The organism is Sulfitobacter aestuarii, assembly GCF_042685005.1.
Lineage (GTDB): Bacteria > Pseudomonadota > Alphaproteobacteria > Rhodobacterales > Rhodobacteraceae > Sulfitobacter > Sulfitobacter aestuarii.
The window spans coordinates 94,299-120,698 of record NZ_JBHUMP010000012.1 but is presented as its reverse complement, the minus strand read 5'-3'; the positions used below and the strand labels follow the sequence as shown (position 1 = coordinate 120,698).

At 64.0% G+C, this 26,400-nt stretch carries 21 protein-coding genes and 1 tRNA gene; 14 read left to right on the top strand and 8 right to left on the bottom strand.

Features of this window, described 5'->3' with window-relative positions:
• Nucleotides 1-404: 404 nt before the first annotated feature.
• Nucleotides 405-1,538: a ParB/RepB/Spo0J family partition protein gene (locus ACFSUD_RS13975; protein WP_386375226.1), complete on the bottom strand. Its 1,134-nt coding sequence runs from the start codon at nt 1,536-1,538 to the stop codon at nt 405-407.
• A 3-nt stretch (nt 1,539-1,541) separates the two neighbouring features.
• Nucleotides 1,542-2,837 (bottom strand): AAA family ATPase, encoded by a 1,296-nt coding sequence (locus tag ACFSUD_RS13970; protein WP_386375225.1) that lies wholly within the window; start codon nt 2,835-2,837, stop codon nt 1,542-1,544.
• A gap of 533 nt (nt 2,838-3,370) precedes the next feature.
• Between ACFSUD_RS13970 and ACFSUD_RS13965 the strand changes: the two genes are divergently transcribed.
• Nucleotides 3,371-4,051 (top strand): hypothetical protein, encoded by a 681-nt coding sequence (locus ACFSUD_RS13965; protein WP_386375224.1) that lies wholly within the window; start codon nt 3,371-3,373, stop codon nt 4,049-4,051.
• A 92-nt stretch (nt 4,052-4,143) separates the two neighbouring features.
• Here ACFSUD_RS13965 and ACFSUD_RS13960 read toward each other — a convergent pair whose 3' ends face one another.
• Nucleotides 4,144-4,323, bottom strand: coding sequence for an RSP_7527 family protein (locus ACFSUD_RS13960; RefSeq protein WP_386375223.1), 180 nt, complete (start codon nt 4,321-4,323; stop codon nt 4,144-4,146).
• Nucleotides 4,324-4,474: 151 nt separating this feature from the next.
• On the bottom strand, nt 4,475-5,260 hold the full coding sequence (locus ACFSUD_RS13955) for a helix-turn-helix domain-containing protein (protein ID WP_386375222.1): 786 nt from the start codon (nt 5,258-5,260) through the stop codon (nt 4,475-4,477).
• 183 nt (nt 5,261-5,443) lie between these two features.
• Between ACFSUD_RS13955 and ACFSUD_RS13950 the strand changes: the two genes are divergently transcribed.
• The 3 genes from ACFSUD_RS13950 (at nt 5,444) to ACFSUD_RS13940 (ending at nt 10,055) form a co-directional block, all read left to right on the top strand.
• Nucleotides 5,444-7,315 (top strand): TRAP transporter permease, encoded by a 1,872-nt coding sequence (locus ACFSUD_RS13950; RefSeq protein WP_386375221.1) that lies wholly within the window; start codon nt 5,444-5,446, stop codon nt 7,313-7,315.
• Between the two features lie 20 nt (nt 7,316-7,335).
• Nucleotides 7,336-8,367, top strand: a complete 1,032-nt coding sequence (locus tag ACFSUD_RS13945) for a TAXI family TRAP transporter solute-binding subunit (protein WP_386375220.1) — start codon at nt 7,336-7,338, stop codon at nt 8,365-8,367.
• 62 nt (nt 8,368-8,429) lie between these two features.
• Nucleotides 8,430-10,055, top strand: coding sequence for an alkaline phosphatase family protein (locus ACFSUD_RS13940; protein ID WP_386375219.1), 1,626 nt, complete (start codon nt 8,430-8,432; stop codon nt 10,053-10,055).
• Between the two features lie 49 nt (nt 10,056-10,104).
• Here the strand turns inward: ACFSUD_RS13940 and ACFSUD_RS13935 are convergent, their stop codons facing one another.
• Nucleotides 10,105-11,022: a dimethylarginine dimethylaminohydrolase family protein gene (locus ACFSUD_RS13935; protein ID WP_386375218.1), complete on the bottom strand. Its 918-nt coding sequence runs from the start codon at nt 11,020-11,022 to the stop codon at nt 10,105-10,107.
• Nucleotides 11,023-11,038: 16 nt separating this feature from the next.
• Nucleotides 11,039-12,619, bottom strand: coding sequence for an amidohydrolase (locus tag ACFSUD_RS13930; protein WP_386375217.1), 1,581 nt, complete (start codon nt 12,617-12,619; stop codon nt 11,039-11,041).
• 150 nt (nt 12,620-12,769) lie between these two features.
• Between ACFSUD_RS13930 and ACFSUD_RS13925 the strand changes: the two genes are divergently transcribed.
• From ACFSUD_RS13925 to ACFSUD_RS13880, 10 genes are all read left to right on the top strand, one after another.
• A complete protein-coding gene (locus ACFSUD_RS13925; RefSeq protein ID WP_386375216.1) occupies nt 12,770-13,660 on the top strand; it encodes a LysR substrate-binding domain-containing protein in 891 nt (296 codons plus the stop codon).
• Nucleotides 13,661-13,760: 100 nt separating this feature from the next.
• Nucleotides 13,761-14,828: an ABC transporter ATP-binding protein gene (locus tag ACFSUD_RS13920; protein ID WP_386375215.1), complete on the top strand. Its 1,068-nt coding sequence runs from the start codon at nt 13,761-13,763 to the stop codon at nt 14,826-14,828.
• 26 nt (nt 14,829-14,854) lie between these two features.
• Nucleotides 14,855-15,973: an ABC transporter substrate-binding protein gene (locus tag ACFSUD_RS13915; RefSeq protein ID WP_386375214.1), complete on the top strand. Its 1,119-nt coding sequence runs from the start codon at nt 14,855-14,857 to the stop codon at nt 15,971-15,973.
• A gap of 58 nt (nt 15,974-16,031) precedes the next feature.
• Nucleotides 16,032-16,853 carry an ABC transporter permease gene (locus ACFSUD_RS13910; RefSeq protein WP_386375213.1) on the top strand — a complete coding sequence of 274 codons (822 nt, stop codon included), beginning with the start codon at nt 16,032-16,034 and terminating at the stop codon, nt 16,851-16,853.
• Nucleotides 16,853-17,674, top strand: coding sequence for an ABC transporter permease (locus tag ACFSUD_RS13905; RefSeq protein WP_386375212.1), 822 nt, complete (start codon nt 16,853-16,855; stop codon nt 17,672-17,674). Before ACFSUD_RS13910 ends, ACFSUD_RS13905 begins: the two co-directional genes overlap by 1 nt.
• 169 nt (nt 17,675-17,843) lie before the next feature.
• Nucleotides 17,844-18,482, top strand: a complete 639-nt coding sequence (locus ACFSUD_RS13900) for a TetR family transcriptional regulator C-terminal domain-containing protein (protein ID WP_386375211.1) — start codon at nt 17,844-17,846, stop codon at nt 18,480-18,482.
• A gap of 2 nt (nt 18,483-18,484) precedes the next feature.
• On the top strand, nt 18,485-19,672 hold the full coding sequence (locus tag ACFSUD_RS13895; protein WP_386375210.1) for a pyridoxal phosphate-dependent aminotransferase: 1,188 nt from the start codon (nt 18,485-18,487) through the stop codon (nt 19,670-19,672).
• A complete protein-coding gene (locus ACFSUD_RS13890) occupies nt 19,669-21,285 on the top strand; it encodes a 5-guanidino-2-oxopentanoate decarboxylase (protein WP_386375209.1) in 1,617 nt (538 codons plus the stop codon). Before ACFSUD_RS13895 ends, ACFSUD_RS13890 begins: the two co-directional genes overlap by 4 nt.
• A gap of 195 nt (nt 21,286-21,480) precedes the next feature.
• Nucleotides 21,481-21,554: transfer RNA gene (locus tag ACFSUD_RS13885), tRNA-Cys, on the top strand.
• A gap of 67 nt (nt 21,555-21,621) precedes the next feature.
• Nucleotides 21,622-23,202, top strand: coding sequence for a tyrosine-type recombinase/integrase (locus ACFSUD_RS13880; RefSeq protein ID WP_386375208.1), 1,581 nt, complete (start codon nt 21,622-21,624; stop codon nt 23,200-23,202).
• Between the two features lie 125 nt (nt 23,203-23,327).
• On the opposite strand, the gene ACFSUD_RS13875 is transcribed toward ACFSUD_RS13880, so the two are convergent.
• Together ACFSUD_RS13875 and dndB are read right to left on the bottom strand one after the other, a co-directional pair.
• Nucleotides 23,328-24,773: a hypothetical protein gene (locus ACFSUD_RS13875; protein ID WP_386375207.1), complete on the bottom strand. Its 1,446-nt coding sequence runs from the start codon at nt 24,771-24,773 to the stop codon at nt 23,328-23,330.
• 510 nt (nt 24,774-25,283) lie between these two features.
• Nucleotides 25,284-26,393, bottom strand: coding sequence for a DNA sulfur modification protein DndB (dndB, locus tag ACFSUD_RS13870; RefSeq protein ID WP_386375206.1), 1,110 nt, complete (start codon nt 26,391-26,393; stop codon nt 25,284-25,286).
• Nucleotides 26,394-26,400: the final 7 nt, after the last annotated feature.

Genomic DNA, 26,400 nt, shown 5'->3' with positions numbered 1-26,400 from the left:
GGCGCAACCCTCGAACGGAGAATGCCGCGGGAGAGGCCGCCGAGCCAGTCAGCTCACACGGCGATCATGGGGTCTAAAGGCTTCGTCCCACAGCAATCTCGTCAGCCACATAAAACATCCCGTTCTTAAAGGGACGTAGTGGCGGGCGGCGGAGCCGTCTTTCGCAGACAGGCCGCGCCACCCGCTTCCTGTCGTCTCCGAACATCCTGCGACATGTCGGAATTTACACCCATAGCGGAACGACGGTGAGGAAACAAAACGAGAACGACCAGCTAGCCAATTTCACTTGCTGCGTCGCTAGCTGGCCCCGAAATGACCTACATTCCATACCCACACGATATCAGAGGGCTCACCTCATCAACGCCCGCTGACCCTGGTCAAACCGCCCCCTACCCGTCCTGGCCTCAATCGCTCTGATCGAGCTCGGCCAGGAACGCCTCTATCCCGCGCTGTAACGTGGCCTTGCTGACGGCCGAGAAATCACGTTCGAGGCGGAGTTCGACACGGCCGTCCGATGCGGTCACGCGTGCTTCGCCTTCGGGGCGGCCGAGGCGCAGCGAGGTCTTGGAGACGCTGCGCGCGGCGGCGGCTTTCGGCTTCTCCTTCCTGGCCGTGAGAGATTCGCGCAGCAGCCGCAGCTCGAAATTCGCGTCCCGGCGCGGGCTGGCGTCGAGCGCCGTGACGATATGGGTGGCGCGGTCGGGTTCCGCGTCAAAAAGCTTGTAGACCTCCAGCCCCAGCGCCCGGGGGATCGCCTCGGGATAGCGCAACCTGCCGTCGAGATCGTCGAGCACCCGCGCGAATTGGCGGATATAGGTCCGCTTCTGCTTGAGCGCCGAGGCATAGAGCAGGGTCACCGCATCGCCCACCTCGATCTCGGTGTCGCGTGCATAGGACAGGGCAAGCTGTGCCATTTCCCCGAAGGACAGGTCCTTGCGGACCATGTTCTCGTCGACCATCTTGCGGTAGAGATCGATGATCGGTTCCCCGCGGGGAACCAGGGCCGCCGGAATCCTGTGATAGCGCGGATCTCCGGTCTCCTCCGCGAGCTCGCGAAACGCGCTCAACCGCCGGAATCCCTGGATCAGTTCATAGCCTTCATCGGTCTGTTCCACCCGGATCGGATTGGACAGGCCGACCGACTGGATCGAGCTCTTGAGTTCCGCAAGTTCCGGGTCGGCGTTTATCGAGCGGTCGCGCGTGAGCTTGTCGGCCCGGACATCGGCAGTCGGGATCAGATCGGTGATCAGACCCAGCTTTTTCAGCCGCACATGTTCATGGGCGAGCGCATCATTCTCGGCACGGATCGCGGCTTCGGCCCCTGCCCTTTCGAGATTGGCATCGGCGGATTCCGAAATGGCGCTGGCCATCGGTCCGCGGCGCACCGGCTGCGGCTCGCTGTTCTGCAGCGGATGGCCTTCGATGTTGTTGAAGGATTTGGTTTCCGGCGCGCGCCGGTTCCCCGCGGGGAACCCGGCCTCTTCCTCATCGCCGTCCAGGTCGAAATCAATGTCGAAGACAGAACGTTTCTTTACCATCTATCAATCCTCCAGATCGTCCCACGCATTGACCAGCGTGGCTCGGAATTCGTCATAGGCCCGGTCGAACGAGGCCCGCGCCCGGCGCCAGGTCTCCCGTGTCATCTGCCGGTAATCCATCTCGTAGACCGACGACAGGAACCGCCCCGATTGCTCCACAGCCCGCGTCATTTCGATCGGGTGCTCTGCAACATGTGACTTGAAAACGTTACCGAAGGCTGACTGCATCGCGCGGTGCAGGTCGTTGTTGGGCTCGAACCGGGTCAGCAGAAAGCGGATATCGGCGAAGGCTTTCTCCGGGTTGCCGCCCGCGGGCAGGTGGCCGCGGAATTTGCCGAGATCCTCCAGCGCTTCGGAAAGCTGGCCGATGAAGCTGGTGGTGCTGTCATATTCCCAATAGCCGGGGCCGGAGGGAATATAGAGTACATCGGCGGCAAAGACCGCGTTCATCGATTGATAGCCGATCGCCGGCGGGCAGTCGAAGATGATCAGGTCGTAGGCGTCCGGCGGGATCATGTCGAGGTAGCGCGACACCGCCGCGAAGAACGACCATTCGGGGTTGAGGTGGCGATACTGGGCGCTGGCGAATTCGACGAAGGCCGCGTTGGCGCAGCTCGGGATCAGGTCGATCGTCGGCCAGCTTGTCGCCTTGATGAAATCGGTGGCGCGCAGATCATTCAGCCCCATGCCGGTAACCGAGGCGGGCAGCTTGCGCTGGGGCAGGGTGGTCCCGCTCTCGGCGCCGCCCTGCACCGCGTTCATCCGCTCCGTCTCGCGGATCAGGTCGCGCGCCATGATGCCCCAGACGGTGAATTCCTCGGAGACATCGGAGAGACCCATCGAATGGCTCAGGGTCGCCTGCGGATCGAAATCGACCGTCAAGACCCGGTAGCCGTCAAGCGCCGCGGCATGGGCGAAATGCAGCGCGACGGTGGACTTGCCGGCCCCCCCCTTGAAATTCGCGATGGCGGCGCGGATCGCCCGTTTGCCGCTGGGGCGCGGTGGCATCAGCGGCTGGTTCTTGATGCGCAGCTTGCGGCGCAGCTCGTTGATCTCATCGAGCGTGTACCAGCGCTGGCGGCCGTCTTCCTCGACCAATCCCTGCGGCAGGGAAGGGTCGGCGGCGAGACGGCCGCGCAGGGTCGAGGGGTTGATCTTGAAAATCAGCTCGGCGACCTCCCAGCTCGAGAAGCGCCGCAGGGTCTTCTCCATTTCGGGGGAATAGGTCTGTTGCCTGATATATCCCTGCATCTTCAGGGATTGCGACTGAAGTCGTGCCAAATCGGCATGGGTATACATGTACTGCCCTTTTTGTCTGCCCGGTTCCCCGCGGGGAACCGGGGGGTGGTTCCCCGCGGGGAACCATGCCGATCACCGCACGGAACGCAAATTCTTACTCTTTCCTGATTTACGCCGAAATTGCATCTTTAGGAAAGAGAATTATTCTATTCTCTAGGAACAGGGCAGAACCCTGCAAGGCAAGGGGAATTCACCCCGCCGGACGATTCGGCGCCGCAATGCCGATCCCCTGGTTTGTGGTGGAAATATTGTGGGACATACCGCTGCAGCCGCCCACATATTGGGGGACAAAAACGATCTATTGGGGGACGCCCTGCATGACCCCCAATACCATATATACCGGGTTTTTCTGATTTGATTTGGAGAAGGGCAGGGGCAGGGGCAAACCAGCCCTTGACAGAATCGTGCTTCAGGACGCAAATCAGGACAGGGCCGCGAAAAACGTTGGCTGAGCATTTTCAAGCTGATCCGAAAAGAGATCGCGAATTGAGGCCGCATTCTTGCTGTGGGCAAGGTGCAACACGGGGGCAGTCATGCTTTCACCAAGAGCCGTGGGGCGCAATGCCGCCGCGCGCAAATATGATCTGATCACCGCGCTCGGGGCCTATGCTCTGGCGCGCGACAAGAACGATCATCGGCTGACCCTGCGCCTGATCACCCTGGTCACGGCGCGTTACAACTGGGCGCGCGACGAGCTGGCGGTGGGGCAGCGGGAGATCGCGAGGCTCTGGTCGGTCGACGAGCGCACGGTGAAACGCGAGATGGCCAAGCTTCGGGCGCGGGGCTGGCTGGTGGTGCGACGGCAGGGCGCGCGCGGCCGGGTCACGGAATATTCCATGGACATCGACCGGATCCTCGAAACCACGCGCGAGGACTGGCCGCGGGTCGGGCCGGATTTCGAACATCGGATGCAGGGCGAACCCGCGCCCGACCGTGTGGTGCCGATGCCGCTGCGCGGCAGCGTCCCGGCACCGGATGTCGGCGACGGCAGCGAATGGCAGCTGGCCCAGGCCATCCTGCATGCGGAAGATCCGGGGATCTACGGCAGCTGGCTGCGGGCGCTGGTGCGCAGCGAGAGGGCAGGGGGGCGGCTGGTGCTGCGGGCGCCGAGCCGGTTTCATGGCGCCTATGTACAGAGCAACCTGATGCCGCGGGTGCTGGCGGCCTGTCAGGACATCGACAGCGATGTCGCGGAAGTGGTGATCATCGTCTGACGCGCAGGGTCAGCGGGGTGCCGTTTCGCGGGATGTCACAGAGCCTGCCGGGTGTCCGCATCGGCGGGCACCCCTTGTCCTGGCCGTTCGGCTCAGGCCGGTTTGGCAGCGGCGGGCCGACGCGGGCCCTTGGGGTATACGGAACCTTTCAACCCGCTGCCGATCTTGGCGAGGAAACGGGCGAAGGCTTCGGCGCGCAGCTTGTGCGCTTCGCGGATGATGGCGTCGATCTGGTCTGACGTCGGGGCTTTGATTTCGGTACGCGGGGTCATCGGAGGTTCCTATCTGTCGCTTGATGCGATCCTGTTACGCGCTGTATCTAGGGGGTCGCGCGGGGGATTCCCAATCAATGCCGCTATGCAGCAAACGCAATGCAAGCGCAGAAAATCCGCGGAAGGGGAGGAGCGTCGATCCCGGGGGCGCTCAGGGCTCCAGAACGGGCGGCATACGCTGACCGATCGCGGCGGCGGTCTTCTGCAAGGTCGCGAGATGACGTTGCGCGACTTCCGGCACCGTATGGTTCTTGGCCGCCCAGACGAGGTTCAGCGCGCCGACCGGATGGCCCTTGGCGAGGATCGGTACGGCGATGGCGCTCGGGACGGCGCCGTAATCGACGGCACGGCCCCAATAGCCGTCCTCGCGGATCGCGTAGCCGCGCGCGAGGAAATCACGGAACCTTTGCGGAAACGCGGCCAAGGCGCTGGCTTCGTTGCGGGCGGCGTGAAGTTTCAGGTCGCGCAGCGTGGCAATCCGCCGTTCCTCGGGCAGGGCGGCGAGATAGGCGAGGCCGAGGGCGGAGCGGAAGGGCGAGGGGCGGAAACCGATGCAGTCGGGATAGACTTCATGAAGGTTGAAATGCCGGGTACTGTCGACGATCTCGACCCGGCCCCTGCCGATGGCGCTGGCCAGATCGGCACCGAGCCCGGTGTCCTCGGACAATTGGACGATTTCCTGACATCCCGCCTCGACGAGCTGCTCGGTCTGATCACGCGCCGCGCCGAAGCTCGGGAAGGCGGTGCCGAGTTGATAGCGCCCGTCGCCGCTGCGCCGGGTCAGCCAGCGCGCGGCCTCCATGGTGGCGCAGATGCGCAGGAGGGTGGGTTTGGCCAGGCCGGTACGATCGGCAAGGAAGGCCAGCGAGGAGGGGCCGCTGTCGGAGATCGTCTGCAACACGAGGAGGCCCCGCTGGATGGACCGGTTCAGCTTCATCGTCTCGGCCTCTCCCTGTCGCCGCGCCGCGCTTTACGTCCGCCGATATTAGCCTCGCATTCCACCAGATGAAACGGTGAATGGACGATTCGCCCCTGAAACGCCAGACAGACGCGGCTTCCCGGCATTGCGCAGCGGCGGAAAGGCGGGATCGGCAGAGGCGAAAAGGGAGGATGGCATATCGTGCCATTGCAGGGACAAAACAGCGTGTTCGGGGCGGCGATCCTGATCTTGTCGGCAATCGTGGTCGGCACGGTCCTTTACGTATCGCTCTTCGGTGTCTTCAACGATTCCTATCTGCGCGTCGGGATGCTGCTGCTCGGTGGCCTGCTCGTCGCGCTGAGCCAGCTCGAACGGGCGGGGGGGAACCTGGACCGATTGTTGCTCATCGGCACGGCCATCGCGCTCGGGCTTGGCGTGTTCCAGTATTTCCGCGCCGCCGAAGAGATCGAGACCGGGCTCTATTTCCTGTCACCGACCGATATCTGGCTCGGAGCGCTCGGCCTTGTCGGGCTGATCGAATTGACGCGCCGCTCGGTCGGGGCGGTCATGGCATCGGTGGCGGCGCTGGTGCTTCTCTATGGCGCCTTCGGGGATCTTGCGCCGGGGTTCATCCGCCATGCCGGGGTTTCGGCGGAAGAGCTCGTACAGGTGTTGTGGTTCTCCTTTGACGGGGTGTTCGGGCGGCCGATGGCGGCGGTGGTGACCACGATCCTGATCTTCATCCTGTTCGGTGCGCTGCTGGAAATGCTGACCATCGATCAGGTTCTGGTGCGGCTGGCGCTGGCGGCCACGGGGCGGATGCGCTCCGGCCCGGCGGCGGCGGCGACTGTGGCAAGCGGCCTGTTCGGCACGATCTCGGGCAGCGCGGTGGCCAATGTGGTCGGCACCGGCGTCATTACCATCCCGTTGATCAAGAAGCGCGGATTCTCCGGCCGGTTCGCCGGGGCGGTCGAGGCGGCGGCGTCGAGCGGCGGCCAGATCACGCCGCCGATCATGGGCGCGGTCGCCTTCATCATGGCCGACGTGACCGGGGTGCCCTACCTCACCATCTGCGCCGCCGCCGCCGTGCCGGCCATTCTCTATTACGGCGGGCTGTTCATGGCGATCTCCAGCTCCGCGCGCCGCATGGAGCTGGTGCAGGAGCCGCAGAAGCGGATCGCCTTCGACTGGCGCGAGATGGCGCAGGTCGCTGTCTTCCTGCTGTCGCTCGCCGCGATCGTCGGCATGATGATCGGCGGCGCCTCACCGGCCTATGCCGGTTTCGTCGGCGTTGCCGTGGCGGCGCTGCTCGGCTTCGCGCTGCGGCCCGAATTGCTGGTCAACGTGGCGGCCTGGCTCAAGTTCATCCGCTCGGCCGGGTTGATCTCGGCGCAGCTCATCGTCATCGTCGGCGCGGTCGGGATCGTGATCGGTGTGCTCAACCTCACCGGCGTCGGGCTGCGCTTCGCCTCGCTGCTGTCCGGCCTTGCCGAAGGCCAGCTGGCGCTGTCGCTGCTGCTGATGGCGCTGGCCTGCCTGTTGCTCGGCATGGGGATGCCGACGGTGCCGGCCTATCTGATCATCGTGCTGGTCATGGGCCCGTCGCTGCAGCAGCTCGGCGTGCCGATCGTCCATACGCATATGTTCGTGCTCTATTTCGGTGTCCTGTCTTCGATCACCCCGCCGGTCGCGCTGGCCGCCTTCGCGGCGGCGCCGATCGCCGGGTCGCGGCCCATGGCGACGGCGCTCGAGGCATCGCGGCTGGCGCTGCCGGGTTTCGTGATCCCCTTCGCCTTCGTCTATCAGCCCGCGCTGCTGCTCGGCACCGGCTACGGCTTCTGGGCCTCGATGCAGGCGATGCTCTTCGTCTTGCTGGCGGTGCTGCTGATCTCGCGGGCCTGTTACCCGGATCGCGGGCGGCTCTACATGACACCCGTTGCGCTGGCGCTGGCCGCGGCGCTGCTTTTCTTCGGTCCGCTGGTCGGCTGGGTGGCCACCGCGGCAACCGTGGCGCTGACGCTCTTCGAGCGCAGCCAGAGGGCCCCCGGCGGCCTGCCGATCGAAAAATCATGAACGAAAGGGAGAACAAGATCATGACAGACACGACATTGACCCGACGCAACCTGCTGGCCGGGACGGCCGGTGCCGCGGCGCTGGCGCTGCTGCCGCGCGCCGGCCTCGCCAAGGAGTTGCTGCGCATGTCGACGCTCGGCCCGGGGTCGAGCCCCAACCTGGTGATGACCACCTTCGCCAATATCGTGAACAAGCGGCTCGATGCCTATGAGCTGCAGATCAACGCCACCGGCGCGGCCACCCGCCATGTGCTCGAAGTGGCGGCCGGAAAGACCGATTTCTGCATGTCCTCGCCCGCGATCCATGCGCTGATGCGCGAGCAGAAGGCGATGTATGCGAAGATCAAGCAGGCGCCGGAGATGGTCGAGCGGCTGCGCACGGTGCTGAACTTCCCGATGGGTGTCTATCACATCGCGGTCTATGGCAGCTCGGGCATTACCTCGATCGACGAGGTCAAGGGCAAGCGGGTCTTCCTCGGCCCGCCGGGCGGCGCGGCCTATGCGACGATGGAGCGACTGTTCAAGGCGGTCAGCGGGCTGGAAGCCGGTACGGATTACGAGGCGGTGAAGCTTGGCTGGGACGCGGCGGCGGCGGCGTTTCAGGACGGCAATCTCGACGTCTATTGCAACCCGACCAACGCGCCGAGCCCGGTGCTGACGCAGATCGCCGTGACCAACGAGATCCGCTTCCTAGGGATTCCGCAGGAGCGGCTGGAGAGCGAGGAGGTCGGCGTGCTGGTCGGGCGTCCCGGCTTCGGCATCGCGACGCTGCCCGCGGGAACCTATGGCGACAATCAGCTCAACGAGGAGGACGTCAACACGCTCTCCGTCACGGTCGGGATCATCACCAATGAGAACGCCGACGAAACCATGGTCTACGAGATGACCAAGGCCTTCTATGCCGGGGTTGCCGAGATGGGCGAGGGCGCACCCTGGCTGCGCGAGATCACTCCGCAGGCGGCGGTCGCGGATATCAACCTGCCGCTGCATCCCGGCTCGATGCGGGCGCTCGAGGAACTGGGCGTCGATATCCCGCAGAAAGCGCGCAGCTGAACGGGCGGGCCGGGGCAGGGCGCCCCGGCCGATGCCTCCCTCTTGCAGGAAGACCTTTGATCATGTCCAAGAACGTTCTCTTCATCATGTGCGACCAGCTGCGCTGGGATTACCTGTCCTGCACGGGTCATCCGCATCTGCAGACGCCGCATATCGACCGGCTCGCCGCGCGCGGCATGTTGTTTGACCGGGCCTATGTGCAATCGCCGATCTGCGGCCCCTCGCGCATGTCCTTTTACACCGGGCGCTATGTCAGCTCGCATGGCTCGACCTGGAACAACATCCCGCTGAAGGTGGGAGAGATGACGCTCGGGGATCATCTGCGCCCGCTCGGGGTGCGCACCGCGCTGTGCGGCAAGACCCACATGACCGCCGATGCCGAGGGGATGCGGCGGCTTGGCCTGGCGCCGGACAGCGAGATCGGCGTGCTGGTCTCGGAATGCGGCTTCGAGCCCTATGAGCGTGACGACGGTCTGCATCCCGACGGCGGGCGCTATCCGCGCAACGCCGCCTATGATGCGCATATGCGGGAACGCGGCTGGAGCGACGAGAACCCCTGGGACTCGGTCGCCAACAGTGCCGAGGACGATGCGGGTAACATCCTCAGCGGCTGGTTCATGGATCACGCCGACAAGCCCGCCCGCGCCGCCGACGAGGACAGCGAGACCCCCTATATCACCGGGCGCGCGATGGATTTCATCCGCGAGGCCGGGGAGGCGCCCTGGTGTCTGCACCTGTCCTATATCAAGCCGCATTGGCCCTATATCGTGCCTGCGCCCTATCATGACATGTACGGTCCCGAGACGCATCTGCCGCTGCTGCGCAGCGAGGAGGAGCGCCGCGATCCGCATCCGGTCTATGGCGCCTTCATGCAGGAAAGGGTCTCCCAAGCCTTCACCGATGACCGGGCGCGCCGCAAGGTGATCGGCGCCTACATGGGGTTGATCAAGCAGCTCGATGACCAGATCGGCCTGCTGATGGACTTTCTCGAGGAACAGGGTCGGGTCGAGGATACGATGATCGTCTTCACCTCGGATCATGGCGATTACCTCGGCGATCACTGGATGGGCGAAAAGGAGCTGTTTCACGATCCCTCGGCCCGGATCCCGCTGATCCTGGTCGATCCGCGCCCCGAAGCCGATGCGACGCGCGGGCAGAAATCCTCCGCGCTTGTCGAGGCGATCGACGTCGCGCCGACCATTCTCGATTACTTCGGCGGCGCGGCGGTGCCGCATATCCTGGAGGGTCATTCGCTGTTGCCAATCCTGCAGGGCACGCGCGAGGCGCTGCGCGATTTCATCGTGTCGGAATACGATTATTCCATGCGCGACGTGCGGCGGCGGCTCGGGGTCTCGGTGGCGGATGCCAAGCTCACGATGGTGTTCGACGGACGCTGGAAATACATCTTCGCCGAAGGGTTCCGGCCGATGCTCTTCGATCTGCAGAACGACCCGGACGAGCTGCGCGATGTCGGCGGCGACCCGGAGTTCGCGGCTGAGGCGGCGCGGCTCGAAAAGCTGCTGTTTCATTGGAGCAGACGCACCAGCCAGCGCACCACCATCGCGGATTCCACCATCGCCGCGCGCAATGCCAGTATCGGCGAGGCCCGGGCGGGCATCCTCATCGGCTACCGCAACGAGGAGGAATTGCGCGCCGCGCTGGCCGAGGCGGTGGAACAGGGGCTTTGAGCATCGGCGGGGGGAGGGGCCTGACGCTTCCCCCGCCGAGCCTTCGATGTCAGCCGCGGCGCAGGGATTGGGCCATGCAGTGAATGCCCCCGCCGGTCTTGGAGATTTCGGCCGTGTCGACCGCGGTGACCTCGAAGCCGCGGGCGCGGAGCGCGTCGATCAGGCTGCGTGAGCGTTCGGGGGCGATCACCCGATCCTTGCCGAGGCTCATCACGTTGCAGCCGAGGTTCATCGTGTCGCGGAACGGCACGTCGATGATCTCGTGCCCCTTGCCCTCCAGCCATTCGACGATCCACGGGGCGGTGCAGTCGCGACAGACGGCCGTGAGCTTCTCGGCGATGGGGACGACCATCAGGTCGATATGCACGTAATATTCATCGATGAAGGCGAGCTTCACCTCCCAGCCCTCATCCTCGAACCAGCCCGCGACCTGTCGCGCGCCGGCTTCGTTGGTACGCGCACCGCCGCAGCCGATCAGCACGCAGCCTTCCTCGATCACGTTGAAATCGCCGCCCTCGAACGTACCGGCGGTCACCATGTCATAGATCGGGATGCCGAGCGCCTCGTATTGCCGGATCGCCGCGTAATTCTCGCCGCGGCGCCACCATTGCGCCATCGCCGTGATGATCGCGCCATAGGGGGTCATCACCGAGGAATCGCGCGCATAGACCTGCATCGGCAGTTCCGGCTCGGGGGCGAGCATATGGACCTTCACGCCGAAACTCTCATAGGCGGCGACCATCTCGGCGTGCTGGCTCTGGGCGAGCTGGATGTTGCAGGGGTTCTCGCGCAGGTGTTTGCGCGACAGGCTCGACGTCGCCAGATGTTGAAGATACGCGGGCGAGCCGAGCAGCACGTCGCTGAGCGGCGCGGTCTCGTTCGGCAGCTGCCAATGCGTCATGGGAGCGGTGCCGCCTCCCTTCCTGCGGGCCTGCAGGGTGAAGTCTTTGCGGGTCTCGTCGAGCATGGTCTGTCTCCTTGGGTCAGGCGCCGGGCATGGCCGACGGTATCCACCAGTCGCGCCCGCGCGGGGTTTCGACATATTCCGGCCAGCGGAAATCGATCGGCGGGTCGTAATCGCACAGGGGGGCGATCCAGCGATCCCCGCCCACGCCGCCACCGGTACGCTCTGCGAATTCGGCCCGCGCGGTGTTGCGGGCGTCTTCGTCTTCCAACAGGCGCAGGGCCGAGAGCGACAGGACCTTCGCGGCACAGCGCACCATGGGATCAATCGTCGCCGGGATGCCGCCAAGCGCGTTCATCACCCAGTTCGGATAGGGTCTCCCGGCCGGTTTGAGCGCCGGGCGCGCGATATAGAACCGGGCCAGCGGGGCGTGCCAGCTCATGTCGGTATAATCGTCGGAGGTGCTGTTGATCTGGCTGGGCGGCAGATCGCGGCGCAGGATCGCTTCGGCCTCGCGCGGGTCGATCAGGCGGCTCATCTCGTCGATGAACGGCGCCTGCATCGGATCGTGCCCGAGGTTCGACTGGATTTCCCGCGCGATCCGCACCGGCTCTGCGCCCCATTGCGGCGCGCCGACCCCTTGCATGGCGTGCCATACCACCTCTGCCATTGCGTGATTGGCAAGACCGGGGCGCGACTTGCAGACCCAGTGCCGTTCCCAGCGGCAGCCGGTCATGGCCGCCACCGCCGCGGCGTTGCGGTCGAGCGCCGCCGTCACCTGTTCGGCCATCGCCACTGTCGGCGTACGCATCATGTATTGCAGCTCGGCCAGCCCGGCGGGCTGGTTGTCCGCCGTGGCCTGTCCGGCGGTGAGGATCGCTTCGGAGATCGACCAGCCGCCCTGATGCGGCAGCATGGAATCGCGCAGGGATTTCGACATCTGGAACATCGCTACCAGCGCCTCGGATGCCCCGGGCGCGCGGATCGCGGAATGCGATTGCGGGATCGGCGCGCCGTCGCCTTGTCCCCAGTTTTCGGGCGCGTCGCAGATGAAGCGATAGATCATTGAATAGGCGGCGCCGCAATGGGTGTCCCAGCGCACGGTATTGCACATCGGCAGCATGTAGAACGGGTGGAAGGACAGCATCGCGGCGAGCCCGTCGTAATAGCCCTTCGCGGCATGGATCGGCTTGGAGCCGCGCACCTTCTCGGCCGGCTCGCCGGTGAAACGCAGGCCTCCCCGGATGCCCTGCGCCTGCATCGCCGCCTTGGTGGCCAGCAGCCCGCCGAGCGCGCCGATGCCGAGCCCGGAATGCGGGTCCGTATGTCCGCCGGCCTGGAACCCGAGACCCTCGCGCGGAGCGCGCCGCGTGTCGGCCGCCTGGCAATTCCCCGGGATGGCGTCGTATTCGGCATACATGCCGATCACCGGCCCGTCGCCGTTCGACCATTCGGCGCAGAATGCCGTCGGCATGCCGCCCGACCCTTCCTCGACCGTGAAGCCCTCGGCGCGCAGGCGTTTCACGTACCAATCCGCCGAACGGTACTCGCGCCAAGCCGTCTCGCCGAAATCGAAGATCGTGGCGCACCAGTCGGACAATTCGGCCATGCGGGCGTCCACATGGGCCAGGGCTTTGGTCTGCGCAGCGCTCAGGGTCACGGGGGGTCTCCTTTGTCGCTGCCAGTTAGCCAGCGAAACGCGGCGCGCCATAGTGAAACCTTTTCCCGCAGTCGGCAAAAATCGCTCACCATCCGCTGGACCGCGGGCGCGAGCGGGATAAGGTGAGGGGGCAAGGAGAAAGGCCCGGCCATGTCCCGAATCCCGTCCACCCAGGCGCTGCGCGCGCTGGAATGTTTCGCGCGACACGGGACCGTCCGCGCCGCGGCGGAAGAGCTGAGCCTGACGCGCAGCGCGGTGAGCCACCAGCTGCGCCTGCTGGAGCGCGATCTGGGCTTTGACCTTTTCAACCGCGTCGGCACCGGCATCGAGCTGACGGCGCGGGGACGCCAATATGCGCGCGATGTGCGCGCCGCGCTTGTGGCGATTTCAAGCTCCGCCGCGCGCAATGCCGGGCGGGGATTGTCGGGTCGGCTGACGGTCAGCTGCACGCCGGGCTTCGCCGCCTTCTGGCTGGCGCCGCGCATCGGGGCCTTTCGCGTCACCTGCCCGGATGTCGATCTGCGCATCGTCACACCCGGCCGACTGGACGATGTGTCGAATCCCGAGGTCGATGTTTTCATTGCCTTTGGCACAGATGCCATGGCGAATGGCGAGGTCGAGCTGTTGCGCGAGGTCACTTTCGTGCCGCTGGTCAGCCCGGGCCTGGCCAACCGGCTCGGGGGGATCAAGTCGCCCGAGGACATCCTGCGCGCCGACCTGCTGCATCTGGGCGATACAGAGGATTGGCAACGCTGGATGTGCGCGGCGGGTCGGGCTCCGCACGAGGCGAAACGGGGGCCGGTCTTTGCCGACATGAACCTTGTCTATGCCGCGACGCTCGCCGGGCAGGGCGTGTCCATGGGCGATGAATTCATCTGCACGGCGGCGATGGAAAGCGGCCAGCTGATCCGGGTCACGGAGATCGAGATCCAGTCGCACAATGCCTATTACCTCGCCATCCCGGCGCGCAGGCAGGACCTCGCGCCCGCCTCGGCCTTTCGCCGCTGGGTGCGCGACGCGATTCTCGGACAACAGGGATGAGCCCGGGATGACAAATTCCGTTTGTCGGGTTCGGTAAAAGATTTCGATTGCGCGGCCCCGGCACCCGCCTCTAGGCTCGCCCTGCAGGGAGGAGCATCCGATGACGATCAACAGCCGTGCCGCCGAGATCGGCGTTAAGGACATCGGCAAGGATTTCGGCGGCTTCACCGCGCTGCACGATATCTCCCTGACCATCGGGCGCGGCGAGTTCCTGACCCTGCTCGGGCCGTCGGGATCGGGCAAGACGACATTTCTCATGCTGCTCGCGGGGTTCGAGGATCCGAGCCGGGGGCGGATGACGCTGGATGGCACCGACATGACCCATGTGCCCGCCGAGAGACGCGGGTTCGGCATGGTCTTTCAGGGCTATGCCCTCTTCCCGCATATGACGGTCGAGCAGAACATCGCCTTTCCGCTCAAGGTCCAGAAATGGGCGGCATCGCGGATCAGGTCGCGGGTGGCGGAGATCATCGAAATGGTCGGGCTGGCCGGGCATGAGCGCAAGCGTCCCGATGCGCTTTCCGGCGGTCAGCAGCAGCGCGTGGCGCTGGCGCGCGCCCTGGCGAGCGAACCGCCGGTGATGCTGCTCGATGAGCCGTTCTCGGCGCTCGACAAGAACCTGCGCGGACAGATGCAGGACGAGGTGCGGCGGCTGCATCGCGAGACCGGCACGACCTTCGTGTTCGTGACCCATGATCAATCCGAGGCGCTGGCCCTGTCGTCGCGCGTGGCGATTTTCGAGCGTGGCCGCCTGCAGCAGATCGCCCCGCCCCGGGACGTGTACGAGCGGCCGCAAAACCGTTTCGTGGCCGAGTTCCTCGGCGACATCAACCTGCTGCCGCTGAGCGGGACCACACGCGACGGCACGATGCTGCGCGGCCGTTTCGGCGGCCGCGATCTGCGGGCCGAGGGGCGCGAGGGCGGACAGACGCTCGCCGTGCGGCCCGAATACATGGAACTGGCGCTGAGCGCGCCTCAGACGGGCAATGCGATCCCGGCGACAGTGATCGACCTGACCTATCTCGGCGCGCAGACCCGCATCGATCTGCGCGGTCCCGAGGACACGCCCCTGACGCTCAATCATATCACGGACCGGCTGCCGGCGGGATTGGCGCCCGGCAGCGACATCTGGGCCGCCTGGCCCGAACAGAAGGGTTTTCTCTTATAGGCCCCAACGACAAGGGAGACAGAATAGTGAAGAACAGAAATCATTTTGCCGAGGACCAGATCGAGATACTTGCGGAACAGGCACGGCGCGGCAGGATCTCGCGCCGGACCTTCGCGCAGCTCGGTGCGGCCCTGCTCGGCACCACGGCGCTCGGGCGCGGCACCATGGCGCTGGCGCAGAGCGGTCAGCTCGTCTTCGTCAACTGGGGCGGCGACGCGGTCGATGCCTATGACGAAGCCTATGGCCAGCCCTTCGAGGAGGAAACCGGCATCCGCGTCCGTCAGGACGGTTCGGGCCCGACCGAAGGCGCGATCAAGGCGCAGTTCGAGAGCGGCAATCCAACCTGGGACATCGTCGATGCGGATGCCTTCTCGGCCGAGGCCCTGGGCAAGCAGGGCATGATGGAACCGATCGATTACGACGTGGTTGACAAGTCCAGGATGCGCGAAGGCTTCGCATGGGAATACGCGGCGTCGAGCTATTTCTTCTCCTATATCATCGCCTATGACGCCAGGAAGTTGGGGGACAATCCGCCGACATCCATGGCGGATTTCTTCGACGTGGAGACCTATCCCGGCAAACGCGCCATGTACAAATGGGGGACGGGAATGTGGGAGGCCCTCCTGATGGGCGATGGCGTTGCGCAGGCGGACCTATACCCGCTGGATATCGAACGCGCCCACAACAAGCTCAAGGATTTCAAGGAACATGTAATCAGCTTCTGGGGCAACGGGGCGGAGAGCCAGACGCTGATGCTGGACGGCGAGGCGTCGATGGCGCTGATCTGGTCAACCCGGGCGCGGCTGCTCGAACAGGATACCGACGGCGAGGTGAGCTTCACCTGGCAGGACGGGGTGTTGTCGCCCGGCGCGATGGCGGTGCTGAAGGGCAATCCCGGCGGTGCCGAGGCCGCGATGAAATTCATCGCCTCGGCGCAGGACCCGGAACGGCAGAAGGTGATGTTCGACATGCTTTACCAGGGGCCGGCCAACCCCGAGGCGGATGCCCTGATCCCCGAGGACCAGCGCCGCTTCAACCCGGTGGCCGAAGGCAATTTCGAGAAACAGGTGCCGCTGGACGTGGGCTGGTACGAGGAAAACTACGGGGCCGCGCTCGATGCCTATCTGGGCATCGTCTCGTCCTGAGCCCTGCCGCTGCTCCGCGCCACGGGCCGGAGCAGCCTTCCCCCGATTGAGGACAGCCATGCCCAGACGTCTTCGTCCCCTGATCCTTCTGGCGCCGTTGCTGGGCTTTCTGGCGCTGGCCTATGCGCTGCCCTTTCTCGGCGTCGTGGGGTGGAGCGTGACGCGACCCGAACCGGGGTTGCAGAATTATCATGCGGCCCTGGCGGACCCGCTGGTCCTGTCGGTCTTCTGGCGCACGCTGCGCATCTGCCTGCTCGTCACGCTGATCTCGGTGACGATGGCGTATCTGCTTGCCCTGCTCTGGGTGCGGGGCACGCCGCTGGTGCGGATGCTGACCGAACTCTGCATCCTCATTCCCTTCTGGATTTCCGTGCTGACCCGGGCCTTCGGCTGGCTAGCCCTGCTGTCCAACCGCGGCATCATCAACGAATGGCTGACGGCCGCGGGCCTGCTGGAGGATCCGTTGCGACTGGTGCGCAACGAATTCGGGGTGACGGTCGGGATGATCCATTTCATGGTGCCCTTCGCCGTGTTCCCGCTCGCCTCGGCGATGCGCATGGTCGATGAGCGCGTGTTGCTGGCGGCGCGCGGCATGGGGGCGAGCCGCGCGCGGGTGTTCTGGCAGGTCTTCGTGCCGATGACGTCGGCAGGGCTGATGGGCGCGGCGCTTCTGGTGTTTGTCTTCGCCCTCGGCTTCTTCATCACCCCCGCGATCCTCGGTGGCGGACGCAGCGTGATGGTGGCCGAGCTGATCTATCTGCGCATCTTCCAGAGCCCCGACTGGGGCCTGGCCGCCGCGATCAGCGTCATCCTGATGCTCGCCGTTTCCGCGCTTCTGGCGCTGCTGTTGAAACAGCTCCGCCCCGGGGGCGAAAGGTGATGCGTCTGCGGCCCGGGCCGCTCGCCATATTCCTGACGGTGCTGATCGGGATCTTCATGCTGATGCCGCTGTTGGCGGTGGTGCCGGTGTCCTTCACGCCCAAGCGGTTTCTTTCGGTCCCCACGGACACGCTGTCGCTGCGCCATTACCGCACGCTGATCGAGGACCGCGAATGGATCGAAAGCATCTCGCTGTCGCTGCGCATCGGGGTGCTGAGCGCCGCCTTCGCTACGGCGCTGGCGACCTTCTTCAGCCTCGGCATGTGGATGTTCCGGCCGCGTTTCGCCGGGCTGCTGATGGGGATCGCGCTCCTGCCCATGGTGGCGCCGCCAGTGGTCTCGGCGCTCACGCTCTATTTCTTCCTGATTACGCTGTCGGATCTTAACGAGATCGTCGCCTATGACACCTTGTTCGGCGTGGCGCTGGCCCATTCGGTCATGATCGTGCCCTTCGCAGTGGTGTTGGTGAGCGTGTCCCTGGCACAGGTTGACCGGCGCATGGACCTGGCGGCACGGGCGATGGGGGCGGGGCTGGGGACACGGGTGTTCAGGGTGATCCTGCCCAATATCAAGTTCGGCGTGATCGCGGCCTTCATGCTGACCTTCGTCCTTTCCTGGGAGGAGATCGCGGTGACGATCTTCATCACGTCGGTCGATGCGGTGACTCTCCCGCGGCTGATGTGGCAGGGTCTGCGCGACAATATCGATCCGGCGATCGCCGCCATTTCTGTGGTGCTGATCCTGATCGTCATCACCATCGTCCTCGGGAAGACCTTCGTGCAACATGTGTTGAAGAAGCGCCGGGCCGCATCGCAGGGCTAGGATTGCCTTGCGGCGCTCCGTTTTGTCCGCCGGGCTGGGCGGTCGCCGCGGCGTCTCGCGCCCGCGAAATTTCCGGGTCCCTCCGTTTGCAGCTTGAACCCGGGCGGGATCTGCGCAATTATGCATATGTATAATTTCTCCAACCTCACGCAGAAAGCGGTCCGTCCCGATGAGTTCCGATCAGCCCAAGTTCACCCGCGAACAGCCCGAGCAGCGCCGCGAGCAGCTTGTTCTCGCGGCGCTGTCGCTGATCGCGCGCACGGGCGTGCGGGCGGCGACGGTGCGCGACATCGCGCAGGAGGCCGGGGTCACACAGGGATTGATCCGGCATTACTTCGGATCCAAGGAAAGCCTGATCGCCGCCGCCTATGATTATCACATGAACCGCATGACCGACGCGGTCTGGCAGGCGAGCGCCGCGCCCGATCCGCGCGCGCGTCTGGCTGCTTTCGTGGTGTTGTCCCTGTCGCCCCCGGTGATGAACCGCGATTGGGTCTCGCTATGGGCGGCGTTCCTCGGGCGGGCGATGCATGATCCGCAGCTGGTGGAGACCCATGAGCGAACCTATTGCCATTTCCGCGACCGGCTCGAGACGCTTATCGAGGCCGCGCTGCAACACGCCGGGCGACCGTGCCCGCGGGAGGAGACACGCCAGCTCGCCATCGCCTGCAACGGGCTCATCGACGGGCTGTGGATCGAGGGCGGCGCGCTGCCGCAGACCTTCGCCGATGACGAATTGATTGCGATCGGTCTGCGCTCAATCGGGGCGCTGATCGGTCTGCCCCTGGAAGATACAAAGGAAACATGAAGATGAAATATGCTGGAATTGTCGACCGCCTCGCCGGTCTGGGAGGGGCCAAATGGGATGTTCATTTCCGCGCCCGCCAACTCGCCGAGGAAGGCCGCGATATCATCGAGCTGACCATCGGCGAGCCGGACGTTCCGGCGCCCGAAGCGCTGACCGAGGTGGCCATCGATGCCCTGCGGCGCGGGCGTACCGGCTATTCCAACGGCCCGGGCGAGGACAATTTGCGCGCGGCGCTGGCACAGAGATATGCGCAAAGCACGAACACCCCGGTCACGCCTGAGCAGATCCTGTGTTTTCCCGGCACCCAGACCGCGCTTTTCGCGGTGCTGATGGGGGTGGCCGAGGCCGGCGACGAAGTGCTGGTCGGCGATCCCATGTATGCCACCTATGAAGGCGTCATCCGGGCAAGCGGTGCCGCGATGGTGCCGGTGCCGCTGTCGCCCGCCCATGGGTTCCGCATCCGGGCCGAGGATATCGCGACGCGGATCACGCCGCGCAGCCGGGCCATCCTGCTGAACACGCCCCATAATCCGACCGGCGCGCTGCTGACCCGCGACGATCTGGCGGCAATCGGTGAGCTGGCGCGACAGCACGATCTGTGGATCATCTCGGACGAGGTCTACGAGGAGATGGTGTTTGACGGCGAGACCTTCCAGTCGCCTTTGTCGATCCCCGGATTGGCGGACCGGGTGGTCGTCGTGTCCTCGATCTCAAAATCACATGCCGCGCCGGGGTTCCGCAGCGGCTGGGCCGTGGGTCCGGCGGAATTCGCCGCGCGGCTGCTGCCCCTGTCGGAAACCATGCTGTTCGGCAACCAGCCCTTCATCGCCGATATGACAGCGGTCGCCGTCAGCGAAAGATCCGAGGTCGCCCGGGGGATGCGCAAACGCTTCGCATCCCGGGCTGCGCTGCTGAAATCCCGTCTGGGCGATGAAGAGGGTCTGGAGGTTCACCAACCCAAGGCGGGGATGTTCGCCTTGATCAATGTTGCCGGGACCGGGATGACCGGGGATGAATATGCCAACCATCTGTTGCTGAAGGAGGGCGTGGCGGTGATGCCGGGCAGCGCCTTCGGGGCGGGGCTGGAGAACTGGGTCCGCGTCGCGCTGACGGTCGATGACGCGCGTTTCGATAGGGCCTGCGAGCGGATCATCGCACATGCCCGCCGCTACGCAGGAGAACCCGCATGAGCCGCACGACAGGAGAGACGCTGATACGTCGGCTCGAGGCGCAGGGCGTCGATACGGTTTTCGGTATCCCCGGGGTGCATACCGTCGAGCTTTACCGGGGGCTGGCTGCCTCGCCCATTCGCCATGTCACGCCGCGACATGAACAGGGCGCTGGCTTCATGGCCGACGGCTATGCGCGCGCCTCCGGCAAGCCGGGCGTGGCGCTGGTGATCACCGGGCCGGGGCTGACCAATACGCTGACCCCGATGGCGCAGGCGCGGGCGGACAGCGTTCCGATGCTGGTCGTCTCGGGCGTCAATGTTCTGCCCAGCCTCGGCAAGGGACTCGGGCATCTGCACGAATTGCCGGATCAATCGGCGCTGGCCGCCGGGGTGGCGCTGGACAGCGCCCGGGTGACGGCGCCTGAGGAACTGATCCCGGCCGTGGACGCGGCCTTCGCCCGCATGGCCGAGGGCCGCCCCGGTCCGACCCATATCGAAGTGCCGCTGGACATCGCCGGTCGGGAACATGACGGCCCGTTGCCCGCCCCGCCGGGCCCTGTCGTGCCGACACCGTCCGACGCGCAGATCGCCGCGGCCGCCGAGCGCCTGCGCCGGGCGGAGCGGCCTGTCATCCTGGCGGGCGGCGGCGCCACCGCGGCGGCGGAGGGCATCCGCGCGTTGGCCGAGCGGCTCGACGCGCCCGTCGTGCTGACCACCAACGCCCGCGGCATCATGCATGGCCATCCCCTCGTGATACCGGCCAGCCCCAGCCTGGATCCCGTGAGGGAGCTGATCGGCGCGGCGGATTGCGTTCTGGCCATCGGCACCGAGCTCGGCCAGACCGATTATGACATGTATTGCACCGGCGCCATGCCGGACTTCCCCGGGCTCATACGCCTTGATATCTGCGCCGGGCAACTGGCCCGGCATCCGGCGGAGCTGAAACTGCAGGGCGCCGCGGCCCCCGGGGTGGCGGCCCTGCTCGCGGCGCTCGCGGATCACACGGCGTCGCCGCGACAGAATGCCGAATGTGCGCGGCTGACCCGCGAACGGGCCTATGCCAGCCTCACCGGCGATCAACAGGCGCAGATCGCCTTCCTGAACGCCGCCCGCGACGCGCTGCCCGGCGCCTTGATGGTCGGCGATTCCACGCAGCTGATCTATGCCGGCAATCTCTATTACGATCACGACCGTGCCGGAGGCTGGTTCAACGCCGCCACCGGCTATGGCGCTCTGGGCTATGGCATCCCGGCCGCCATCGGCGCGGCGCTGGCCTGTCCGGACGCGCCGGTTCTGTGCATCACCGGCGATGGCGGCGCGCAATTCGTGCTGCCGGAACTGATGACCGCGGTCGACGAGAACCTGCCGGTGATCTTCCTCGTCTGGAACAACAGCGGCTATGGCGAGATCGCCGTCTCGATGGAGGATGTCGGGATCGAGGTCGTCGGATGCAGCCCGACCCCGCCGGATTTCGAGAAGGTCGCGGACTCCTGCGGCATGCCCTATGCGCTCTGTCCGCACGACTCCGCCGCATTGGGCCAAGCGCTGCGCAATGCCGCCGGTCGCAAGGGGCCGTCGATGATCGAGATCCGCACCGCCCGGATGACCCGCAAGACGGAGGCCGACCGATGAGCGACGGGTGCGGTCTGCTCCGCCATGCAACGCCCCGCTGACCTGCGGCCGATGCACGTGTCCCCGGTGGCCCGGTCCGCGTCCGGTCCGGGCGCGGGTCGGCCGACAGGAAAATCCGTCCAAACAACCGCCGACCGCGCTGCTTACGGCCTTGCAGCGCACGAAAGGATAGGCTAGCAACGCCCCACCACGGCTGGCGAGTTGGCGGAGTGGTTACGCAGCGGATTGCAAATCCGTGTACACCGGTTCGATTCCGGTACTCGCCTCCATTTCATTCTAAATCATAGGGTTAGCGGCTGAACGGTCGAGTGTGACACAAAGTGGGACACACGCCCTATGATGCTGTCATCCTATCTAAGCCCCTCAAGACATGGGATTTACTACTTCCGCTGGCCTATCCCCTCATCCTTAGAGGGAAAGCGGACTACGGTTCGCATCTCACTGCGGACACGTTGCCCGGATCGGGCTGGTGATTTGGCCCGCTATCTTGCATCCTGCGGACGAATACTACGCGAGAACAATGCATTGGTGGGACTGAGGCAGAGCGAGATACGCGAGAAGGTGCAAGCCTACTTCAAGGCGCAACTGGATCAGTACCTTGATTGGCTGGACCGTCGTGGCTTGTCACAGGGCGCACTATCGCATGCTCGCGAAGAAATGCTGGACCATGAAAGCTACATGGAGATTGACAGCGCCAGTGGACAATGGCTGCCGGTGCAACGCTTCAAGAGCAAGATGGATGTATCAGACGCGGAATGGGATGCCAGCCTGCCCCGGATTGCGACTGAGTTGAGAAAGGGCCGCCGGGACATGCTCAGGCGCGTTCTGGAAGCCGCTGAGCGCCTTGAGCATTATTCCTATGACGACGCCCCGACCATTGCTCCTGCCGCTCATGCGCCCGCTCTGCCAGCCTCGTCGCCCTTGGGCGCGGCGGTGGATGATTTCATTGCAGAGCATTCGCGCCAATGGGCGGGCAAAACCATCGGCCAGAACCGGGCCTACCTGAACATCCTTGTCGAATACTTCGGTCCTGACCGGCTGCTTGCCACGATCACCAAGCAGGATGCGAGCGAGGTCAAGAAGGTCTTGCAGGCGCTACCGTCCAGCCGGAATACTAAGCCGAAGTTGAAGGTCATGCCGCTGATGCAAGTCATCAAGGAACCCGGTCACAAGAAGATCGCGGCCAAGACGATCAACAGCCATATCCAAATGTTCAAGATGTTCTTCGACTGGGCGGAACGGCACGGACATGCGCCGCACACGCTCTTTGAAGGCATGAAAGTACGGAAGGACAAGGCCAGCGAGAGTGAGCGCAAGCCCTTCACACCGGATCAGGCGCGGTTGATCTACACCGAGTTGACGGAGAACCCGTCCGGGCTGGTGCGCAAAGACAGCCACAAGTGGGGGATGCTCTTGGGCATGTTCACCGGGGCGCGTCTGAACGAGATTTGCCAACTCGACATTGCCGATGTGAAGCAGGACGGCGATACATGGCTGCTAAACATCACCGACGAAGGCGACGACACCAAGAGCGTCAAATCGAAAGCAGGACGGCGCAAGGTACCGCTGCATTCCGAGTTGATCCACCTTGGCTTTCTCGACTTCGTGGACAGTCGCAGAAACCGCAAACGCCTGTTCCCAGACTACAGCTACAGCACCAATGGCGGCTACGGTCGCAACTTGGGCCGCTGGTGCAATGAGAGTTTCTTGCCCAAGCTGGGCATCAAGCAGCCGGGCCTTGTCTTCCACAGCCTGCGGCACACGGTGGTAACGCGACTGGGGCAAGCAAACGTGCCAGAGCCGATCATCCAGTGCATCGTCGGCCACGCCCGGTCAGGCGTGACACAGGAAGTCTATCTGAGGGAAGGCTACACGCTCGAACAACTCAGCGACGCCATCGGACGGTTCAAGATTTGAACCGGCCCGGCGCTCCTTATCGTTATCAGTATTGAGGGAGCGCCTTCAGGTGTGACCTCAGGTGTATAATCCCATTAATCCCTATAAGCCTTGATACCAAGACACTGATATTAAGATGATGTCTTCTAATCCCTCATACTTAGAGGAGGAGTGATGTGGGTGTTTCTGGCCTTGCTCCGCGCGTCCCAAAACGCCTGTAGTCGTGCTTCATATCCCACCGAGTTAAGCAACTGGTCTGGGTCTGGTTCGATTGGCTGGCCACTGTTTTCCGCCATTTCACCAATGCCGATATCGACACCCACCTTGCCGCTCAGACCGAACTCCGCTTCGAATGCCTCTCGCATGATCCGGTCTAACTCGTCCTGTAATCCGTGATGCACGATGAAGCTGTCGTGCACCGGCAAGCAGGCATAGCGCATGGCCGCGAACCTAAGCATGACCTTTTCCGCCAAGTCGCTATCCTTCCGTTGCAGGTGCAGCCCGACACCTGAGCCGAAGTGTGGCCTGAACTCTGGGTACTTGCTGACTATGTGCCATTTGAAATCATACCAACTTCGCCCGGTGATCTCTGGCGAGTAGTCTTCAATCTCGCTTATCCGGTTCACGTTGTCTGCGTTCAGGAGTGCGTTGAAAGTCCGCTTGACCAACTTTCGTTCGGCCTTGTTGTCCTTCTTCGTCAAGCACCGCTCATAGGGGTCATCGGGGATGGCTTGGCCATCTTGGGCATAGAGCATGGCCGCGTGCAGGCCCGAATAGTCCACTTCGACTGTGCGCTTACCATTTATTAGGATGTGCGGCCTCAACCGGCTCGGGCAACTGATCCACCATGCCCCATAGAACCTTCCTCCCTGTTCCCAGTCTTCGTTGTTGAAAACCCGGTAGACCGTGCGTGCGGCAAAGTCGAATGACTGAGCGGCTTCATCGTCTCGTGTCCCGCCTATGCGCCTCAACTCTTGGGCCAGTTGTTCGTCCGTCAGTGCCAGGTCTGCCCAATGGCTTTCCAGCATGTCGTTGATGATCCGCAGTCGATCCCGCGCCCCGTTGGCGAAGGCGTCATCGCCATACTCGACAAGCCGCTTCTTGCTGTCTTTCAGGCGGATACCTTCGGCGTTCGGGTGTCGTCTCAGATCGAGCACCGACGCACTGACCCGTTCAAACCCTGCCATTAAGGAAGGGGTCGCCATGTGGCGGGCCACGCGGCTGTTCTTCTTCGCGGGATCATCCCAGTGCGGGGTGCTTATCACGATCAACCCTTCGCGTTTCAGCGCCTCCATCGCATCAATGAAAGTCCGGGCAGATATGAAGCTGGCACCGTAGCGCGACTTGCTTTTCCTCTGTAGCGCGGTTGTGCCGGTCCCAATGCCGACTTCAAGCGTGGGGTCGCTTTTGTGTGCCCGGTACAGGTCGAGCACGATAGCCTTGATAGCAGCTTCGAAGTTGGCCTGTGCCGCTTCCTTGCGCTTCCTGCCGCGTGTTTCAGCTTCGCTGATCGTGCGGCATAGCTCATCCAGATAAGCCGTTAATGACGGCAGGTCCGTTGTCCAATGGGGATCGAAAGGGCGGGACTTCACAGGCGCGTATCTGTTTGCTTTGCGATCAAGGCTACTGGCTCCCCTAGCTGGATTTTGCGGCTGACCTACTTCTGACTTTTTCACAAGACATGGGGCTGCATAGCTCTTGTCTGTCAAGTCGCTGATTGAAGTGAGCCGCGCAATCCGAGAAGACGCGCGGCTCTTGAGGCGGTGGCGAGATTATTGTCCGAAGTGCCTAGCGAGAGGCGCGTGTGATCGCCCCGATCTTAGTCTTAGCAAGCGCCAGAGCATTCAACGCTTGATCAAGGGCTGCTTGCGCTTCAGCTGCTTGCTTGCCGGTTGGGTATGGCCCCGGGGGCGGCAAGTCTCCCTGCGCCTGATGCACCCAGCCAAACGTAGCACCTGTGGCAATCTCTGCTATGCGGCCCCCGTTTACTCCGAACCAAGCCGCGATGTCATGCTGGCGATCACCTCTCGCAAGCATTCCTTTGACGAGTGCAGCGTCATACTCGGTGAGGCGGACCCCGCTCGTTTTTGCTCTGCTACCCATTACTCTGCTGCCTCCGAGACTTGTTCCTCCGGTGGGGTCAAAGACCTAACTTCAGCATCAGTCAGAGAGAGGCCAAGCGCGCGCTTCACGAACGCCTTCGTAGCCTGCCTGGATTGCCGGTTCGAAGACACGGAGCCTGCGATGATGCAAACGCCATTCCACTCCGGGTTTGATTTTTTCCAATCAATCAGGGTCAGTGCATGGAGGCGATCCTGCCAGTCTTCAGGGTGCTCGCGCATCAGCTCAGCCCCTGCCCCACCGATAGCGCGCATAACCGTCGCATGCGATGCAAGGCTCTCTTGGCGCAGCTCCATCGCCCGCAGGTGCTGCGATTTGACCTCCCCCCACTCCGGCATATTATCCGCAACAGCTCTCCAAAACTTCACAGCGACCGCAGTAATCTCGTGATGACCCTCTTCGTCATCCTCGCTCTCACCGGCCACATCGTGAAACTTCAGGAGCTCTTTGTTCGCATCGTACATTGTCGAAAGTGTGAACAGCTTTGGCGAACGAATGCCTATAGAAATGGCATCACGGTCAACCATGCCATCAAAAACATCGACCAGCTTGATCACTTCCAAAGTCAGCCGCGAGAACGGGTCTCGCTTGTCGTAAAGGATATCAAGCGATTTCGAGGTCTTCTGCACGAACCTGTTGAGGTCGGAGAACATCTGCTGCATCCGGTCGCGGTTCTCGTACTCGAAGAGAAGAACGGAGATCGTCTCATCACCGAGGGCGGGGTTCTCCTTCAAAGCATGGGCGATGGCTGCGCAGCGGTGTTGCCCATCATTGATGACAAACTCTGCTTCATCGAAGTCCATCGCCACGGTGCCAAGGCTCTCTTCGCTAGACAGCGACGAGAACTCGACGTGGCACTTATAAGATGCCGTAATAGACGCGAAAAGGTACCCGTCTTCGTTTTCAGTGATGTATTTCGAGATGTGGGGGACCCGTTTTTGGTTCAAGACCCTTTGTTCGCGCTCTTCAGGCGAAAACTCTGCCCAATCCCTAAAAGTAAACATCTTGGGCACGACGCGCAGCGGCATCATGCATGAGTAGTACGTGCGGCCACCGATGGTGCCCTTCATTGCGGGAAAAGTAACTTTCATAGCTCAA

What these genes read in the sequence shown, in the direction of transcription:
- ACFSUD_RS13965 (WP_386375224.1), top strand. Translation starts at nt 3,371, where the DNA reads ATGCTTTCACCAAGAGCCGTGGGGCGCAATGCCGCCGCGCGCAAATAT.
- ACFSUD_RS13925 (WP_386375216.1), top strand. Translation starts at nt 12,770, where the DNA reads ATGTCCCGAATCCCGTCCACCCAGGCGCTGCGCGCGCTGGAATGTTTC.
- ACFSUD_RS13975 (WP_386375226.1), bottom strand. Translation starts at nt 1,538, where the DNA reads ATGGTAAAGAAACGTTCTGTCTTCGACATTGATTTCGACCTGGACGGC.
- ACFSUD_RS13905 (WP_386375212.1), top strand. Translation starts at nt 16,853, where the DNA reads ATGCGTCTGCGGCCCGGGCCGCTCGCCATATTCCTGACGGTGCTGATC.
- ACFSUD_RS13890 (WP_386375209.1), top strand. Translation starts at nt 19,669, where the DNA reads ATGAGCCGCACGACAGGAGAGACGCTGATACGTCGGCTCGAGGCGCAG.
- ACFSUD_RS13910 (WP_386375213.1), top strand. Translation starts at nt 16,032, where the DNA reads ATGCCCAGACGTCTTCGTCCCCTGATCCTTCTGGCGCCGTTGCTGGGC.
- ACFSUD_RS13970 (WP_386375225.1), bottom strand. Translation starts at nt 2,837, where the DNA reads ATGTATACCCATGCCGATTTGGCACGACTTCAGTCGCAATCCCTGAAG.
- ACFSUD_RS13955 (WP_386375222.1), bottom strand. Translation starts at nt 5,260, where the DNA reads ATGAAGCTGAACCGGTCCATCCAGCGGGGCCTCCTCGTGTTGCAGACG.
- ACFSUD_RS13920 (WP_386375215.1), top strand. Translation starts at nt 13,761, where the DNA reads ATGACGATCAACAGCCGTGCCGCCGAGATCGGCGTTAAGGACATCGGC.
- ACFSUD_RS13945 (WP_386375220.1), top strand. Translation starts at nt 7,336, where the DNA reads ATGACAGACACGACATTGACCCGACGCAACCTGCTGGCCGGGACGGCC.
- ACFSUD_RS13895 (WP_386375210.1), top strand. Translation starts at nt 18,485, where the DNA reads ATGAAATATGCTGGAATTGTCGACCGCCTCGCCGGTCTGGGAGGGGCC.
- ACFSUD_RS13880 (WP_386375208.1), top strand. Translation starts at nt 21,622, where the DNA reads ATGATGCTGTCATCCTATCTAAGCCCCTCAAGACATGGGATTTACTAC.
- dndB (WP_386375206.1), bottom strand. Translation starts at nt 26,393, where the DNA reads ATGAAAGTTACTTTTCCCGCAATGAAGGGCACCATCGGTGGCCGCACG.
- ACFSUD_RS13935 (WP_386375218.1), bottom strand. Translation starts at nt 11,022, where the DNA reads ATGCTCGACGAGACCCGCAAAGACTTCACCCTGCAGGCCCGCAGGAAG.
- ACFSUD_RS13960 (WP_386375223.1), bottom strand. Translation starts at nt 4,323, where the DNA reads ATGACCCCGCGTACCGAAATCAAAGCCCCGACGTCAGACCAGATCGAC.
- ACFSUD_RS13900 (WP_386375211.1), top strand. Translation starts at nt 17,844, where the DNA reads ATGAGTTCCGATCAGCCCAAGTTCACCCGCGAACAGCCCGAGCAGCGC.
- ACFSUD_RS13940 (WP_386375219.1), top strand. Translation starts at nt 8,430, where the DNA reads ATGTCCAAGAACGTTCTCTTCATCATGTGCGACCAGCTGCGCTGGGAT.